A 17,812-nucleotide genomic window follows, 5' to 3' on the forward strand; every position below is an offset into this window, starting at 1 on the left:
AGACCAAATAAAGCAGACAGTTTAAGAACATCGAAAATTGTTACTTATACTCTGTAATAAAATTAGAGGGTGTAACGCCAGCCTTATCATGAAAAAAACGAATAAAAGCACTATCACTTGAAAAATCTAGCCGATGAGCAATATCTGTCACTCGCCAATTTGATGACAGCAATTCAATAGCGGCTAATAAACGCCACTGTTGGCGCCAACTTTGATATGGCATACCCACTTCTTTATTAAAAATACGGGTGATGGTTTTTGCACTCGCTCCTACGATAAGGCTAAGTTCTGCTAATGATGGAGCAACAAACCCCTCATCATCAATATCAGCTAACCATGAGGATAAACGAGGATCTGCTGGAATAGGTAAATTCAAGTGACTATCTTTCGCAAGGTTGAGCTCTTCAATTAAGAGGTTCACCGAATTAACTTGCTCATTATTGGGTTTATCAAACGCCCAAAACGCCATACGCTCCATTAATGCCGACATTAAAGGATTAATATCAAATATTTTTAGTTCTCTCGGCAATTGTGGTTGTAAATCTTGGTCAAAATACAAAGAACGGTATTGCGTAACATTGGATGTTTGTGCTTTGTGCTCCACTCCTGCTGGGATCCAAGCTGCACGCATTGGCGGCAACACACACTTGACACCATCTAAACTAATGACCATGCAACCATGATGAGAAAACAATAACTGATCTTTGCTATGAGTGTGATAACCAGAATCATGCTCTGCTAAATCAGCAGCAAGCCCAACAACAAGACCATGATAATCATCAGCACAAAACTGATCTTCCATTCGAATATAAGCCATATTAGCAGCTCCTTTCTGCAACTTGTCCTTAAAGTGACATTTGTTGTTCTTATATTAATATTGCACCACCCATGAACACTATATACTTCTCATCATTGAAATAACAGTCTCGCACTTCACGAATTAGCGATGGCAGTAATACGTATCATCCACTGAACAATATCGGTTTTTTGCCTTCGTCGGTGGATGATCAAGCGTCAAAGAGGAAGTCATGAATAAAAAAACAATCTCGACATTATTAGCGATTTCGCTGTTAATGTTTCCACAGCTCATAGAGACGATGTATAGCCCAGCGCTAACATCGATTAAGAATCACTTTTCAGTAACCACCTCAGATGCAGCTCAAGCGCTATCGATCTTTTTTATGGTCTTTGCCGTTGGCGTCGTATTCTGGGGAACCATGTGTGATGTGATTGGACGTCGTTTATCAACCCTATTAGGTTTAGCAATTTGTATTGCTGCCGCACTATTTTGTTACTTTGCACCAACATTTCAGGGGTTACTTTACGGTTTTGGTGCGTGTGCTTTTGGTGCAGCTGTTGGCTCTGTATGTACCCAAACCATTTTACGAGATAGCTTTGAAGGCGCGAGTTTAGCAAGAATCTTCTCTATTGCGTCAACAAGTATTGGTCTTAGCCCTGTGATTGGTATGTTACTTGGTAGCTGGTTGACGGCTCACGGTGGCTATACTTGGGTTTTCGCAGCGATGGTGATCATGTTATCACTACTATTACTTTGGGGTGGCTTTGCATTACCAGAGACAAAACCAAACCACATTAAACGTGATAGCTTGTTTTTAGTGGCAAATAAAATGCTCCGTGACAGCCATATTTGGTATATCGTATTAATGATAGGGCTGGCAAATATTGCCCTGTTCTCTTACTACAGCATTGCACCATTTATGTTTGAACACTTAGGAGCTAGCGTTAAGTTTTTTGGTAATACGAGCTTTGTTTTAGCTGCTGGCTCAATTTTAGGTTCACTACTTAATATTCGTTTGATACGCCTACATATTCGCGGTGAACTCATCGTAATGTTATCGACATTAATGATGCTGACAGCTGGTTTAGGTGTTTACTTACTACAAGAAACTGTTTGGTTCTTCATTCCAATGGCATTGGTATCACTGTCATTTGGTTTAACATTACCTAACTTGTTAAGTACTGCTTTAATCAATTACCGAAACCACCTAGGAACAGCGGGTGCATTACTTGGCTTGTTCTATTACTTAATCATCGGTTTTGGCCTAGATCATGTCGCACATGTCGGCAATCTAGCATTAACATTACTGGTTTGTGGTGGTGGTTCATTTGTACTTGTACTATTAAAATTGATCACGGCAAAAGCCAATAAACAAACCAGTGAAAACGCAACAGCAAGTTAATCGACAAGTGAGTTGAAACTCACCGTAAAGTTAACTTCTCTTAACAAAAAAGCCGCATAAGGTCATCTTTTTAAAAGAGTCTTATGCGGCTTTTCTTTTTTTCTGTAAGCGATTAATTCGTCACAGTGGGTAATTCAGGTAAATGTGTACCAGCATTATCAGGATAAATCACATACTCACCGTGGAATTTCACTTTAGATTTGTAGTCGGTGATCTTAAACAGCAAAATACCTTGTTGGTAGGCCAAATCGATAAATTGCTGCGCATTACCACGAATATAAAAAGAAAGGGGTTTTATTAATGTACCCTGCTCATTCATCGCAGACTTGTATTGCGCAGCACACACCACTAATGATGCTTGACCATCGGTATGATGAGACACTTTGCGGTTCACTTCATACTCGTTAGTCACTAACCAATCTGCGGCTTCTACAACACGATAGAAATCCTCTATTAGATCAGCGGTAATAACCGTTGAATGACCATCAGCATCATTTAACGCACTAAGGGTATTTTTAATGCGCTCAAATTGTACTTTAAGCTGCGCATTTTTGCCCATTGTGCGAGATTGTTTCTGCCATTGCAGTAATGTCTTAGACACACAGTGATCAAAACATTGTTGTTTGATCATCTTCGTCACCCACGCGCTTAAAAAAACCGTCTCACTGACCGGGTTTTTCTGGGTTTTACCAGACTCTTGCGCAGTAACCAGAGTTGATAACCCTTCCGTTACCACATGTAGAATTTCGTTATAAAAAGAAGTCATAATTTTAGAAAATCAAAAATAAATACGGCTAAAAACAAGCTTACGAATGTTTAACCAAGAACCAAGGTTCCTGTTAGAAATTTCCACTTATCGTACGCTACTGTCAGGTGAGATAGGTGGCAATAATAACGAGTTATACCCTAATAAAAAAGCAGCAATGTATTGAAAATTTTAGCTGGTTTTATCTATCAATTAAGATGGAATTAACCAACCAACACAGAATATTAATCTGCAAAATAAATCTAATTATTACAATTAACTCGACTGATTATAATAAATACAAATTTAAAATTGCAATATAACGTTACTTTTAAAGAAAAATGCTTTGTGACACTCATTCAGGTGGTGAATATATATTTGTGAATAATAACTGCGAACGTTATCAATTAACAAGGAATAAGGTTTATAGATGAAATACACCCTTTTAGCCGCTTTAATTGCTGCCACATCACTAACCGCATGTAACAGCAGTAGCAACTCTTCGGATGACTATAATGGATATGTTGCTCAGGAACCAAAACCTGCAAAGATTACAGAGTTTCGTAATGTGGTATATGCGAGCTACATGAAAGATGCCAATGATCAGTGGTTTGATAATCCGCATTCAAATGAAATCAGTGATCTGAATATTGCCTTCATGAACCCTAGCGCCAATATGGATAAAGAAGGGATATATCACCCTGACGGACACGTTGCTCCCCTATCTACCGATAAAATAAATAAGCTTACTTCCACTATTCAAAAATTTAGAGAGCAAAACCCTGATGGAAGAGTATTTATTTCCTTTGGTGGCTGGCGAGATAGCGAGAAAAATGAAAGTGACGATAACATCATTGGTCGTGACATCGTTTACGAAAAAATAGCCGCATCGCCAGAATATCGAGAAAACCTAATCAACGACATGATGGATGTTGTAAATACCTACGGTTTTGACGGTATTGATCTTGATTGGGAGTACCCTCAAGTGGGTGATGGTGCTAATCAATATGCAGATTTTGTTAACCGTTTAGCAGATAGGCTTCATGCTGAAGGTAAGTATTTCACCGCAGCGATCATCGGTAGTAAAGACAAACCTAATGACGATGGAAAAGGTGCTGGCTATCTCGATGTTGCACTAAATGCCTTTGATACGGTCCATTTAATGACTTATGACATGCAAAATGAAGATCACTCAAGCTATAAAGACTCAGTCAATGCCCTAAATTACTGGTTAATAGAGCGCCACTTAGATCCGCAACGTATTACATTAGGGTTACCTGCCTACCCTCGTCATGCCCCCACTTACGGCGTATTAGTCCAAGAAGATACACATTACGCTTGTCGTGATACTGTAACAAAGAATAACACGACACATTATTATAACGGGCTACCCACGATCCGCTCAAAAGTCCATTTAGCTAAAGACGACTATCATTTAGGTGGGGTCATGTTATGGGAATTGCCTTGTGATGATATTAATCCACAAGATAAAGATCTTTCTATTATAGAAACCATCAATGCCACCATTAAACAGGACACTGCTTATCGCAATATTTGCGATACACATAAAAATGTAACTGGTTGGATTGTTTACCGTGAAGATGATCCTATGAAGCATTACGATTGGTAAATTAAAACAGTGTTTAAAGTAACTATTTACCTTCTATAGTTACGAAAAAGTACGCCAGAGAACCTTCTCTGGCGTACTTTTTTAGCGACATCTGTAAAAATAAAATGCTTTATGCGTCTTTTGCTAAGAACCAGTAAAAACCCGCAGACAATACTGCACAAACGGCCATCGTTCCTGCCATTGGCCATGCCGTGCTGTCCGGCATTAACGCAACAATACTACCGACAATAGATGCAACACCAAAACGGAATGTGCCGCCTAATGAAGAAGCAGTACCAGCCATTTGAGGATAACGTGCAAGTAAACAAGCCATTGAGTTACTACCAATAATCGATAGCACACCAACAAATAGCATAACAGGGATAACAACGCCCCAGAGTCCAAAATCTAGCCACTGACCAATAACAATTAACGCACCGGCAAACAGCTGAATAACTAATCCAAGGCGTAACATCCAATGGGTGCCTTTTTTCCTTACAAAACGCCCATTTATACTGGTCATTAGGATTAAACAAATGATATTTAAACCAAAGTAAAAGCCAAAGTTTTCAACACTTACACCATAAAGATCAATGTAAACAAACGACCCCGCCGTTAAGAAAGTGAACATGCCTGAAAATGAAAAGCCGCTACACAGTATCAAGCCGAGAACCACAGGATTAGACAGTAGTTTTATATAATTGCGGATAATAGATAAAAAGTGGAAAGGTATACGTTTTTCTTTTGGTAATGTTTCTTTAATTTTAAAAACAATAGAAAGTAAAACAATGACAGCAAAAATAGACAAAAACCAAAATACCGCACGCCAGCCAAACCATACCGATAAATGACCACCAATCATAGGGGCAAGTAAGGGGGCCACTGTCATTACCAAAGTAACAAACGACATAGTACGAGAAAACTCTTCACGCTCGAACATGTCACGTACTAATGCACTAATGATGACGGCTGCGGCAGCACCTGCAAAACCTTGTAAAACACGAATAACAGTCAGTTCTGTGATACTCGTACTCAATGCACCTAATACGGTTAAAACAGTAAAACTGATAGTACCGAGTAACAAAATTGGACGCCGGCCATAACTATCAGCCAGAGGCCCATGAATCAATTGACCGAAAGCAAAACCTGCGGTGAATACGGTTAATGTAACCTGAACTAAACTGGGAGAAACTAAAAAGTCTTTGGCAATGTTCGGCATTGCGGGCAGGTACATATCAATCGCTAAAGGCGTAAGCGCAGCTATTGCGCCAAGGATCAATATCAATTGCAGGCTCAACCTTGGGCTGTCTTGCTGGTTCATAGCACCTCTTATGAGCTAATATTCCATATGAAGCTTATATTTTACGATAAAACACGTATACAGAACCTTTCTAATATGGAAAAGAGCTATTTCCTTTTCCGCATCCCCTTCGCTACACGTATTCTGTATTTATCTAATAAAATAAAAGGCATAAACAATGCAGACTAAAAACAAGTCTTCATATTTACGCCTATTATTACAGCATATAATTTATAAAATTAACATCACCAACTAATTATTTTAGAAATGATGCAATTTCTTCTGCTGTTAGTGGTCGGTACTCACCAGGCGCGAGATCTTCATCAAGCTCAACGGTACCAATACGCTCACGGTGTAAGCCAACCACTTTATTACCCATCGCTGCGAACATACGTTTTACTTGGTGGTACTTACCTTCAGATATTGTCAGCAACGCCTCACGCTCGCCAAGAATTTCTAATTTAGCTGGGCGTGTTAATTCTTTCTCACTGCGAAGTTGTACACCTGCTTCAAATTGCGTGATGTAATCTTCAGTGATTGGATCGGCCGTTTCAACAAAATAGGTCTTTGAACATAAATGACGTGGCGAAGTGATACGGTGAGACCATTGACCATCATCGGTTAACAACACTAAACCCGTTGTATCGCCATCTAAACGACCTGCTACGTGCATTTTCTCTGGGCTTACTTCATCAAACAAAACAAAAACAGTTGGATTGAAGTCATCAACATGAGAGCAGACGAAGCCTTCTGGCTTGTTAAGCATAAAGTAACGAGGACCTTGCAGCTTTAGCGGGCGACCGTTAAATTCCACATCGTTATCGTCACTGACTGAAAACGAAGCACTACGGACGATTTCGCCATCAACTTCAATCATTTTATCTCGAAGAAGTTTACCGGCTTCTCTACGGGTGATACCCAATGTGGTACCTAAGAATTTATCAAGCCTCATTAACTGGCTCCGCTAATTGCTACAAAAGAGCGGTATTATAAGACCAAATAACAAAGATGCATTAAAAACTTATTGCTCCCATCAAAGCGATAAATGCCTTATTGTCCTCATTTTACTCTGATTCGTAATGTACCTTGATGCTATTAGCCAACAAGGTAATGCTATTATCTTGCTCTTTTCTAACCGTTACCTTATCAGAGGTTATCACCACGAATTGATTTTTCTCATTGGTGAAAGGAAAGCTCACCGCTACATCACCTTGATAAATCGTTTCTAGTTTATCGCTATGAATATGAGCACTGGCGATTTTAACCGCTATACCACGCCGAATATGCATCACCACGTTACCGCTATAGGTTTGATAATCCTTATAACCTTGTTCATACTTTGACGAGATCGTAAATGGATTAATCGTACCTGCGAATATACTCATACTAATGAATAAGCAGGAACATAGTATTGCTAATTTCTTTTTCATCTTCTGCCTTCTCCATCATTTTTATCCTATTTTGTTAACAACTCCCTTAGCCTTTACTTAACTGCACTCAAGATAAATACCACTATTATTGATTATTTCCTCTCATGGATACTATGTTTCTGAACTTTACCCGCCACATCCTTGTTACATCTTTGTTTCCAAAATAGAATATATGGCGCTCAGCTAAACGATTACTACAAATAAAAAGATACCGTTGGAGAATCATATTAATGAAACTGGAAGCCGTAGATTACACAGCAGATAATGCAAAGCAGCTTTTTGTCGAATCCCTACGAGAGACAGGCTTTGGGGTACTAAAAAATCATCCTATCCAACAAAAATTAGTCCAAAAAATCTATGATAAGTGGTATGACTTTTTTAATAGTGAAGAAAAAACTGCGTTTCATTTTAATGTAGAAACCCAAGACGGGCTGTTTCCAACCGACGTTTCAGAAACCGCCAAGGGGCATACCCAAAAAGATATTAAAGAATACTTCCACTACTACCCTTGGGGTCAGTGCCCAGCTGAACTTAAACAAGATATTCAACAGTACTATCAAGAAGCCAATGCGCTTGCGACAGAGTTACTAAGTTGGGTTGAACAATATTCACCTAATGAGGTTTCCGCTAAATACACTCAATCACTATCAAGTATGATTGATGGCAGTGAGAAAACATTGCTTCGCATCCTGCATTACCCTCCGCTGCAAGGCGACGAAGAGCTAGGCGCGATTCGTGCAGGAGCCCATGAAGATATTAACTTATTAACCATTTTGCCTGCTGCTAACGAGCCGGGGCTACAAGTTAAAGCCAAAGATGGCAGTTGGATTGATGTGCCTTGCGATTTTGGTCATTTAATTATCAATATCGGTGACATGCTACAAGAAGCTTCCGGTGGTTATTTCCCATCCACAACTCACCGTGTGATAAACCCAGAAGGCGCAGATAAAACAAAATCACGTATTTCATTACCTCTGTTTTTACACCCAAAACCAGACGTTATCCTTTCAGAAAAATACACCGCACATGAGTATTTAATGGAACGTTTACGTGAACTTGGTGTTATCTAATTTCTAAGACATAAAACACTAAGTGTAGAAATGGCTCTCGGCTTTGATCTCTGTTTTGATACTAGGGTTCGGTCAGTCGAGAGACTTCATAAAAAAATTATGAGGTTACAATCTAAAATATGAACATTTTTTCGTGTTTCTGGTCTCATTATCGAAGAGTTACAAATCTATTTATTATGCAAACAATCTATTATTAGCATATCGAACAATACATCATTTATTTTTTGATTACGTTTACATTCAGACTTTCAGATCTATAGTTCATTGATAGCTTAATTGGTTGTGTATAGATCTTACTTAGGGACTCCGTATGAAAATCTCGTTAACGAAACCTGTGCTTTCATCTCTTGATACTTTTCTCAATCTCATTGACGAATTATTTGCTTACGAAGCCCTACCGCAAAAGGTAGAGCAAACAGCAACAGCGGTAAAACAACTATTATCAACACCAGAGCTTGGGCAAGCTTGGTTTATTGAAGTTGAAGAAAATGGTGAGACCTGTGTCGCAGGACACCTTGTGGTGAGTTATGCCTTCAGCCTTGAACATGGCGGTAAAGTAGGGTTTATTGACCAATTCTATTTAAAACCAGAGTGGCGACAAAAAGGGATTGGCGCATCATTAATGCCGCAAGTTGAAGATCGTGTTATGAACGATGGTGTTAAAGCCCTATCACTGGAAGTAAATATTGGTAATGCGGGTGCTCGTACTTTTTACGAACGCCATGGCTTTGTGCCACGTCGCCAGTTCTGTGTTATGACCAAAAACCTTGCTGAAAAGACGATGCCACTTCACGTCGCATCGTAACGGCCTCCCTTTACTTTATGTAAAAATGGATTGAACCACGTCTAAAGCCTTGCCATTCGCAGGGCTTTTTCGTAACCCCTTAAATATAAACAAGCATATCAATTAATTACGTGCTTATTTATAATGCTATATCACGTCTTTTCAATATAAATACCAAGGAATTTTATGGGTCTTTTCATCACTATCGGCGTTATTGTTATTATTGCCCTTGCCTACATCAGCCTACGTAACGGTTTAATTGGTAAAAAGAACCAAGTTGCCAATGCAGAATCAAGCATTGATGTAATGCTAAAAAAACGTTTTGACTTACTACCAAATTTAATTGAAACCGCCAAAGCATATATGCAACATGAAAAATCGGTATTAACGGAATTAACAGAGCTTCGTAGCCAAGCAAGCAATGCCACCAGCACAGATGCGAAAGCCGCTCTAGACAAGCAAGTTAGCACTGCACTCTCTCATTTCCGCATGGCTGTTGAAGCGTATCCAGAACTAAAAGCCAACGAGAATATTGATACTGTAATGCGTTCCATGAATGAAATTGAAGCTCAACTGTCTGCAGCGCGTCGTACTTTTAACGCATCTGTCACTAATTTCAATAATGCTGTAGAGATGTTTCCATCAAGCATCATCGCTAACCACATGAAGCTAACCACATTACCTTTGTTTGATATTCCAGAAGTAGAGCGTCAAAACGTCAATGCTGCTGAACTGTTTAATAATAAATAACCCAATAATTAGGTTTCACCATGGAAGATCGTATTTCAGCCTTATACGAACAAAAGCTGAGAACACAGCTGTCGTCACTAGAGTCTACTCGCTTACATGTCGTTAAACAGTTATGGATTGCGCTTGCGGTTGGAGGTATTACAGCTGCTATTGCGATCCCAACTGCACTTCATTTTAATGCCTTACCTTTGGGTATTATCGCAAGTTTTATTGTTGCTATTTTTATGCTGGTACGCTTTTCAAAACAGAAGCAACAATACTGCGTCAGTTATAAACAAAAAGTGGTTACCGCCCTACTCGCTAACATCAATGAGAGTTTTGATTATCAGCCTCTCGGCTCTGTTTCCGAACAAGACTATAAAGCCTGCCAACTCTTTCCACAGCATTATGATAGCTTTCGTGGTGAAGACTTTGTCCAAGGTACAATCGGAAAAACGACACTGCGTTTTTCAGAGTTAGAGACACAAATTAAAAAGCAGCGCGTGAATCAAAAAGAAAAACGCGAGGAATGGGAAACCATTTTTCATGGCATTTTATTTATTGCCGATGCCAATAAACACTTCAATAGTCAGACACTCATTTTACCGGCAAAAAACGCATTTATTACGGCAATTGGTGATGCCGTATCTCACCTGTTTAACCGCGAAAATAGACGTGTAGATCTAGAAAATCCAAACTTTGAGCAATACTTTTCGGTCTATAGTAGCGATCAAATTGAAGCGCGATACTTATTAACGCCTGCGATGATGGAACGATTAGTCGATTTTGTTACTAAAGCTAAAAATCGTGTCTCATTATCATTCATCGATCATAATATTTATATCGCGATGAATAGTCATAAAAACTACTTTGAGCCCGCATTGTTTACATCCTCGGACTCACTGGAGTCTGTTAAAGCGATTGCCCAAGACTTACAATTTGTCATCGATATTGTAAGCGATTTAGATCTCAATACTCGCATCTGGACGAAGCGCTAATCCATATATTTAAACCGTAATGGCACACTGCTGATGAATAACATTACTTATATTCTTGCTCTTAGCGATGATGATCCTACGATTATTGATCGACAAGCACAGCAGCAAACGTTTGAAGAAAATAAAACGAACATTCATTACACCGAACTATCTTAACCACCATCTTCCCCAGATCATCAAAATGAGCGATCCCAGTGACGGCATGGCATATGGATAGAAATAAAGAATCATAATGCCGATATGTTTTCTCAACTCGCCAATAGATCAGGCACAAGCGCAACTCGTTAAGTTAATAAAAACCTCACAGCAAGTTTAAGTTACACCCCATTTTGACATATTCCACATCTGACTTATAAAACCTATCACCAGATGTGGTCATCCCTAAACGCTGGTAAAAACCAATAGCACTCGTTCGAGCATCGAACCAAAGAAGCTCTGCGTCAGTCGTTTTTAGATAAGTAAAGAGCGCTTGGATCATCGCAGTACCAATACCTTTACCTTGATATTCAGTGAGGGTGGCAAACTTACGAAGTCGGGCTACGTTTCCTTCAATATAAACCGAAGACACACAGACGAGCTCATTATGAATAAACACCCCAAAATGGGTTGCTGTCTCATCCCCTTCCACTTTACAAAACGACTCCGGTTTCGACGGCCATAGAACACGATGTCGAACTGTTATTGCCTGCTGCCAAGTAATTGGTTTTATTTCCATTAACGTGAAATCCATATAAAAAAGAAGCTACAACTTACCAAGCCATAGCTTCTATTAATCCTTAACATTAATCTACCCTTTCAAACGTAAACGCCCCTATATGTCGTTTAGTTTGGTTTAGCTGGCGTATTAAAACACCGAAGCCTTATCTAGAGAGTTACTCTAAATAAGGCTTCTTTTTAAATCAGAAATTTCAACATCGCATTGAAATTTCTAAACTAACACTTTATTTCTGCTGGCTTAATGTGATGTTTTTATCTTGGATCAACGCATTACTTTTTGAGCTCTTAAACGCACCATCAACATCTTGAATATAATAAACCGGTAATGACTCTTCATTTGCTACCGCTTTCCCTTCATCAGGGCCCAAGCACAGCATGGTTGTTGCCCACGCATCACCTTGAATAGGATCATTACCAAACACGGATGCTGAAACAAGATCATGAGTGATCGGCGCACCTGTTCTTGCATCAAGAATATGTGAGTAATCTTTTTTGCCATCCTTAAAGTTATGGTGATACGTACCTGAAGTGTTTAGTGATACGCCATTCTCATCATTAATCGTCACGATTTGATAAGGATGAATACCGTCTTTTAGCGCTACAGGTTGTTCAATCGCCACACGCCACTTCTCACCCATTGGCTTATGACCTTTGATCTTCATATCGCCACCGAACTCAACCAAGTAGTTCTCAACACCATCCGACTCTAAAATTTGGCTTAAACGGCTAATCGCATAACCTTCACCCATTGAAGATAAATCAATCTGCAACTGGGGAATGGTTTTTCTAATACGTAAGTGTTCAGGATCTATTTCAATTTTATCAATACCAATATCAGCACGTACCTTTGCAATCTCGGCGGCTGTTGGCACATTTAATTTATCGCTTTGGAAGCCCCAAAGTTTATATAAAGGCTGAATAGTGGGATCATAACAACCATGACTTTCTTTATTGATCGCCTTTGCTATAGACAACATATAAATAAAATCTTTCGACGCAGGTTGCCACTCTGTTGAAGTGCTCTTATTAAACTTAGAAATATACGAATCACCGCGATACGTTGAATATTCTTTATCAATCGCGTCTAATGCTTTATTAAACTGGGCTTGTACCTTCGCCGATGAAACATCATCTTTAGACCAATAACTCACATGGTAGCTAGTGCCTTCTGCATAGCCCGCGATTTTTTCTAACTTTGGAGGCTCACTACAACCCGACAACATCATAGTTGCAGACAGTGTAAATAACGCAGCGCAGCTTCGCTTCAGGAAAACATTCGACGTTTTCGTAAACATACAAAAACCTTATTGATACATAATGTATGTAAAGTTTACCAATAGTTACCAAACACTACTAGACAGAGGCAAAACACCGCATCTAGCGTCACCTGCGAACAATGAATGAAGGCTTTGCCAAATCACTGGTTAAATGTACACTAGTTAGGTTTTCAGTTACGCCAGAATAGTTTCTATGTATACCCTTCGTCCTTATCAGCAAGACAGTGTTAACGCCACTATCCACTATTTTCGTAAACACAACACCCCAGCAGTATTAGCTCTACCCACAGGCGCAGGTAAAAGCCTTGTCGTCGCAGAGCTTGCACGTATTGCTCGTGGGCGTGTTCTCGTGTTAACCCACGTAAAAGAGTTGGTAGAGCAAAACCATGCCAAATATGAAAGTTACGGTTTAAAAGCCTCTATTTTTTCTGCTGGATTAGGGCGAAAAGAAACCGACCAACAAGTGGTATTTGCTTCTGTGCAATCAATGGCAAACAGCTTAGATAAATTCAAAGAACAATTTTCATTATTGGTCATTGATGAATGTCACCGTGTACCTGACGATGAAAACAGTGCTTATCGCAAAGTTATCAAGCACGTTCAAGACGTAAACCCAAACATTAAAATTCTTGGCTTAACTGCGACACCTTATCGCTTAGGCATGGGCTGGATTTACAAATACCATACCCGAGGTCAGGTTCGTACTGAACAAGATCGCTTCTTCCGAGACTGTATTTTTGAATTACCGATCCGCTACCTATTAGATGAAGGCTTTTTAACCGAGCCCAAAATCATGGATATGGCAGTGATTGGTTATGATTTCTCATCTATTACCCCTTCATCGACAGGCCACTACAAAGAAGCCGATTTAGATAGCGTGATTGGAAAATCAGAGCGTGCAACACCAATGATCATTGAACAAGTGATTGAGTACGCCAAAGATCGTAAAGGTGTGATGATATTCGCCTCAACCGTTAATCACGCCCAAGAAATCATGGGTTACTTATCCGGTGAAAATGCTGCGTTGGTGATTGGTGATACCCCTCTTGATGAACGCGATCGCATCATCAATGATTTCAAAGCGCAAAAGATTAAATACTTAGTTAACGTTTCAGTGTTAACGACTGGCTTTGATGCGCCGCATGTAGATTTAATTGCTATTCTTCGCCCAACAGAATCTATCAGCTTATATCAGCAAATTGTTGGTCGAGGCTTACGTTTAGCTGATGGTAAAAAAGACTGTTTAGTATTGGAGTATGCGGGTAACTGTTACGATTTGTACCAACCTGAAGTAGGTGATCCAAAACCCAACTCAGAGAGTGAAGTCGTAATGGTACCTTGCCCTGCTTGTGGCTTTAAAAACAGCTTTTGGGGCAAACTCGATCCCGCAGGCTTTTTAGTTGAGCACTATGGACGTCGTTGCCAAGGCTATTTTGAAGATGATGAAACAGGCGAGCGTGAAGAATGTGGTTATCGTTTCCGCGCTAAATACTGCGAAGAATGTGGCGCTGATAACGATATCGCCGCAAGACGCTGCCATCTTTGTGATGCGGTCATGGTTGATCCTGATAAAAAACTGCGTGAGGCGTTAAAACTTAAAGACGCCATGATCATGAAGTGTACTGACATGCGTTTAGAGCCAGGCAAGAATAAATTCGATAAACCTCAGTTAAAAGTGGTTTATGTCGGCGATGAAGGTAATGAAATTAATGAAGTGTGGACGCTTTCCAATAAAACCCAGAAGCAAGAGTTTCTTAAGCGTTTTATTAATCCTCATTTAGTGGATCGTCACCGCCCATTCACCGATACCGCCCCAACAAAAGTGGCCAATAACGAGCACCGTTTACGTCCACCTGAAATTGTAATCGCCCGTAAGAATGGTCGATTTTGGGCTATTCGAGACAAGTTGTTCGATTTAGATCAATATCAGAAAGACTGAAGTCGTAATACTTTTTTAGATGAGACGCTGAATCTCTTTTTTGAATGAATCAGGCGTTTTATTACTAGGCGTACGGCCAGTGTTGCCATGAATCACAAATCAACCCCTTTCTTGGTGTTCACAAATGAGTTAGCTTAACTACTAACTCATTTGTGTCGAGTAGACGACACTTGTTACCAAGTGCCGTCCCTCTAAGAACCGTACGTGCAACTTTCACTGCATACGGCTCAAGCCTCCACTAAGGCACCGATTGGCACCCAGCAACTTACAAAGCAGCGAGAGCAGGTTCATGCCAAGAGTTGCGGCATTGCTTCTTTGATTTTCTCTTTGCCAAGTATTCTTGGTATTGAGGATCAAAGGGCGTAGCGGCACTCTTGATTTTTACATGTCGCTCGATGGGCACTTTTGCTATTTGGAATAGGTTAAACAGGCAATCCATGTTCATGACTTTCTGCCAACCGTGAAATTGCCATTGGCCTTTACGGTTAAGGAAGTATTTATGAACAACCCAGTCCTTGGACTTGGTTGGATGACGTCTAACTGCCCAGTGCCATAATGCTTGGAATAGATTGTGGCCGACATACCCGAATATCTGCTTAGCAACACAGTGGCGATAGTAATTCGCCCATCCCCTGAGTTTCGGATTTATCAACTTGATAAGATCGTTAACAGGAATGGTTGCGTGCTTTTTGATGAGTTCACGTAGGTTTCTCAAAAATAACAGCGTGTTGGATTTGCTCGGCTTAATAAGCAATTTTCCTTTGTACTTCCTATGGTTGAAGCCCAGAAAGTCAAAGCCATCATCAATGTGAGTAAGCTTCGTTTTCTCTACGGAGAGGGTTAACCCTCTTTCTGCCAAAAAGTCAGCAATCAACGGTTTGATATCGTTCACTAGCACTTCCTTTGATGAGCAGGTGACCACGAAATCATCCGCATAACCAATAAAGTTGGCTCTAGCGCTCTTTTTGAGCGCAGTGGATTTTATGCACTGCTCTAGCCCTGAGAGAGTCATTAACATCAAGGTCGGAGATATGATTCCGCCTTGTGGTGTACCCTCATCAGTATCATAGAACAGACCTTTGTCCATAAAGCCAGACCTTAGCCATTGTTTCAACATTCGCTTATCTACAGCGATGTTATCAAGAAGCCATTGATGGCCGATCTTGTCGAAACAGGCTTTGATATCCCCTTCAAGTATCCATTTAGCTGATTTCTTTAGAGCCAAACATTTGAAGCATTGACTGACTGCGTCAGCAGTACTGCGATTAGATCTAAATCCATAACTATTGGGATCAGCAAGTGTTTCAGACACAGGCTCTAGTGCTAGTAGGTGGAGTGCTTGATGCGCTCTATCAACCATGCATGGAATGCCTAATGGCCTGAGTTTGCCGTTCTTTTTGGGAATGTAGATACGTTTAAGTGGCTTCGCTTTATAAGTCTTGCGACTAAGCTGATTGACTGCTTTCATACGGCGTGCATCTGTGTTCCAGATGACACCATCTATTCCAGGCGTTTTACTGCCTTTGTTTTGAGATACTCGCCTAACCGCAAGAAGCTTAGCTGAGCGAGAATGAGTTAAGAGCCACTGTAAGGAGTTCACCTTACCGTATTTCTTTTCTCTAGTTGCTTTTGCGATACGCATTTGAAGCTTTAATACGTGCGCTTCAACGGATTTCCAGTCTATTGACTGCCATTGAGCACCGTCAGAAGATGCACTAATCTCTTTCGAGATCACCATTTGCTTTTCTCCTTGAATAAAATTCTTCAAACTCTCTCGTAAAGGGAGACCAGTAGGAAGTGGGCTCACTTTCGTGATCAGACATGAGTCTGTATCTACATCATTACAATGTAGCTTTCGCTTTTTCCGACCTCCTATACCTGCATCACTATCGGCCACAAAGGCTTTCCCAGAGGGAATGATACAGGCTTACCCTGTTCCGTATGTCACGTAAAATGTCAGCTTAGATGCCCACTATAGTGCGGAGAGTACTGTGATCACGAAAGAATACTGTCCAACTTCTTTCCGACTCTCATTGCCATTTTGGCCACAGCGTATTAACCACTTCCGCTGCTTCATCGTTTAACGCACCTTGGATGGATTCACATACGTTCATCATACTGACTACCTAGCACTTACCCGAATTGTGGTTTTCAGGAGGAACGCCCTCTCACGATTCTTTTCCCACTCAGCCAAACGGCCAAGTTTCGTTACATTGTCCGAGCCGCTGCTTTATTCAGGCTCGTAGGTTCATCTGGTGATACAGACGGTTCACTCATAAAGCGGTGAACAACGCTTCATACGACTTCAGGTCGCACGGACAGAAACGAGTTAGGGACTCTGCTGTATTCGGGCTGGTAGGTATTAGGAAAAATAAGGGAGGCATAATATTAGTTCAGTTACTCTAATTTATTCAGCAACTCGATATCGCAATTCACAGCGACCGATCTAGTTACATACTCAAACTCACCTCTATGGTTATACTTTTTTAGAGTAGAAGTAACTACTTCACCATCATTGAAACCTAAGTACAATTCATACTCATCAACCTTTATATCAATACCCCCCGACGGACCTACTTTGCCTTTGGTGTATCTTCTAATACTTGTCAAACGATATTTCGTTAAGCAATCGTACATGGCACCTAACTTTCCGTGTAAAGCCACGCCATATTTTTCGGCATAAGGTGGCGCACTGTAGTTTGAATTAGCACTTAGAGATTCTATCTGTGAAAATCTGTCGTCATTCCATTTACCCCTGAATATGTAAAAATTAACTAAAACTATAATAACTAAAAAAGTATAAAATACTTTATCACCTTTTTTCACTTCTATTTACTTCCCTGTAAGCTCATTTGCATAACTATTTGTATGTGAACTTTATACTTAGCTTATTTAGTCTGATAGTATTCAATCCCCAACATTAGTATTTAAGTAACTAATTGGACAATTAATTGCCATCATAGTAGACCTCCCATCAGAAACATAAAACATTTTGTAAGCTTCTCCTTTGATA

General features: G+C 40.1%; 17 protein-coding genes. 8 read left to right on the forward strand and 9 right to left on the reverse strand.

Annotated elements, in window-relative coordinates:
* Positions 1–40: 40 nt before the first annotated feature.
* Entirely contained in the window at positions 41–817 is a 777-nt protein-coding gene (locus tag C9J41_RS12550; RefSeq protein WP_107208722.1) for a helix-turn-helix domain-containing protein, read from the reverse strand.
* Between the two features lie 211 nt (positions 818–1,028).
* Here C9J41_RS12550 and C9J41_RS12555 point away from each other — a divergent pair, with 211 nt between their 5' ends.
* Positions 1,029–2,201: an MFS transporter gene (locus C9J41_RS12555; RefSeq protein ID WP_107208723.1), complete on the forward strand. Its 1,173-nt coding sequence runs from the start codon at positions 1,029–1,031 to the stop codon at positions 2,199–2,201.
* Between the two features lie 112 nt (positions 2,202–2,313).
* Here C9J41_RS12555 and C9J41_RS12560 read toward each other — a convergent pair whose 3' ends face one another.
* Positions 2,314–2,967, reverse strand: a complete 654-nt coding sequence (locus C9J41_RS12560) for a DUF2913 family protein (protein WP_107262126.1) — start codon at positions 2,965–2,967, stop codon at positions 2,314–2,316.
* Between the two features lie 409 nt (positions 2,968–3,376).
* Between C9J41_RS12560 and C9J41_RS12565 the strand changes: the two genes are divergently transcribed.
* Positions 3,377–4,576, forward strand: coding sequence for a glycosyl hydrolase family 18 protein (locus C9J41_RS12565; RefSeq protein ID WP_107294656.1), 1,200 nt, complete (start codon positions 3,377–3,379; stop codon positions 4,574–4,576).
* A gap of 109 nt (positions 4,577–4,685) precedes the next feature.
* On the opposite strand, the gene C9J41_RS12570 is transcribed toward C9J41_RS12565, so the two are convergent.
* From C9J41_RS12570 to C9J41_RS12580, 3 genes are all read right to left on the reverse strand, one after another.
* A complete protein-coding gene (locus C9J41_RS12570; RefSeq protein ID WP_107208726.1) occupies positions 4,686–5,876 on the reverse strand; it encodes a Bcr/CflA family multidrug efflux MFS transporter in 1,191 nt (396 codons plus the stop codon).
* 235 nt (positions 5,877–6,111) lie between these two features.
* Positions 6,112–6,807 carry a 16S rRNA pseudouridine(516) synthase RsuA gene (gene rsuA, locus C9J41_RS12575; RefSeq protein WP_107247922.1) on the reverse strand — a complete coding sequence of 232 codons (696 nt, stop codon included), beginning with the start codon at positions 6,805–6,807 and terminating at the stop codon, positions 6,112–6,114.
* A 112-nt stretch (positions 6,808–6,919) separates the two neighbouring features.
* Positions 6,920–7,285, reverse strand: a complete 366-nt coding sequence (locus C9J41_RS12580; protein WP_107294657.1) for a hypothetical protein — start codon at positions 7,283–7,285, stop codon at positions 6,920–6,922.
* A 230-nt stretch (positions 7,286–7,515) separates the two neighbouring features.
* On the opposite strand from C9J41_RS12580, the gene C9J41_RS12585 reads away from it, so the two are divergent.
* The 5 genes from C9J41_RS12585 (at position 7,516) to C9J41_RS22115 (ending at position 11,022) form a co-directional block, all read left to right on the forward strand.
* Positions 7,516–8,355, forward strand: a complete 840-nt coding sequence (locus C9J41_RS12585; RefSeq protein WP_107247924.1) for an isopenicillin N synthase family oxygenase — start codon at positions 7,516–7,518, stop codon at positions 8,353–8,355.
* A gap of 310 nt (positions 8,356–8,665) precedes the next feature.
* Positions 8,666–9,160, forward strand: a complete 495-nt coding sequence (locus tag C9J41_RS12590) for an N-acetyltransferase (protein ID WP_107288128.1) — start codon at positions 8,666–8,668, stop codon at positions 9,158–9,160.
* Between the two features lie 165 nt (positions 9,161–9,325).
* Positions 9,326–9,889, forward strand: a complete 564-nt coding sequence (locus C9J41_RS12595; RefSeq protein ID WP_107247926.1) for a LemA family protein — start codon at positions 9,326–9,328, stop codon at positions 9,887–9,889.
* A gap of 20 nt (positions 9,890–9,909) precedes the next feature.
* Entirely contained in the window at positions 9,910–10,866 is a 957-nt protein-coding gene (locus tag C9J41_RS12600; RefSeq protein WP_107294658.1) for a DUF3137 domain-containing protein, read from the forward strand.
* A 33-nt stretch (positions 10,867–10,899) separates the two neighbouring features.
* Positions 10,900–11,022 (forward strand): hypothetical protein, encoded by a 123-nt coding sequence (locus C9J41_RS22115; protein WP_255418318.1) that lies wholly within the window; start codon positions 10,900–10,902, stop codon positions 11,020–11,022.
* Positions 11,023–11,167: 145 nt separating this feature from the next.
* Here the strand turns inward: C9J41_RS22115 and C9J41_RS12610 are convergent, their stop codons facing one another.
* Entirely contained in the window at positions 11,168–11,581 is a 414-nt protein-coding gene (locus tag C9J41_RS12610) for a GNAT family N-acetyltransferase (protein WP_233217923.1), read from the reverse strand.
* A 226-nt stretch (positions 11,582–11,807) separates the two neighbouring features.
* Positions 11,808–12,878: an FAD:protein FMN transferase gene (locus C9J41_RS12615; RefSeq protein WP_107247929.1), complete on the reverse strand. Its 1,071-nt coding sequence runs from the start codon at positions 12,876–12,878 to the stop codon at positions 11,808–11,810.
* A gap of 175 nt (positions 12,879–13,053) precedes the next feature.
* Here C9J41_RS12615 and C9J41_RS12620 point away from each other — a divergent pair, with 175 nt between their 5' ends.
* Positions 13,054–14,799, forward strand: coding sequence for a DEAD/DEAH box helicase (locus C9J41_RS12620; RefSeq protein WP_107294659.1), 1,746 nt, complete (start codon positions 13,054–13,056; stop codon positions 14,797–14,799).
* A gap of 265 nt (positions 14,800–15,064) precedes the next feature.
* Here C9J41_RS12620 and ltrA read toward each other — a convergent pair whose 3' ends face one another.
* Together ltrA and C9J41_RS12635 are read right to left on the reverse strand one after the other, a co-directional pair.
* Positions 15,065–16,537, reverse strand: coding sequence for a group II intron reverse transcriptase/maturase (gene ltrA, locus C9J41_RS12630; RefSeq protein ID WP_199194440.1), 1,473 nt, complete (start codon positions 16,535–16,537; stop codon positions 15,065–15,067).
* A 659-nt stretch (positions 16,538–17,196) separates the two neighbouring features.
* On the reverse strand, positions 17,197–17,625 hold the full coding sequence (locus C9J41_RS12635) for a hypothetical protein (protein WP_107247964.1): 429 nt from the start codon (positions 17,623–17,625) through the stop codon (positions 17,197–17,199).
* Between the last annotated feature and the right edge of the window lie 187 nt (positions 17,626–17,812).

This window comes from Photobacterium sp. GB-50, assembly GCF_003026755.1.
Lineage (GTDB): Bacteria > Pseudomonadota > Gammaproteobacteria > Enterobacterales > Vibrionaceae > Photobacterium.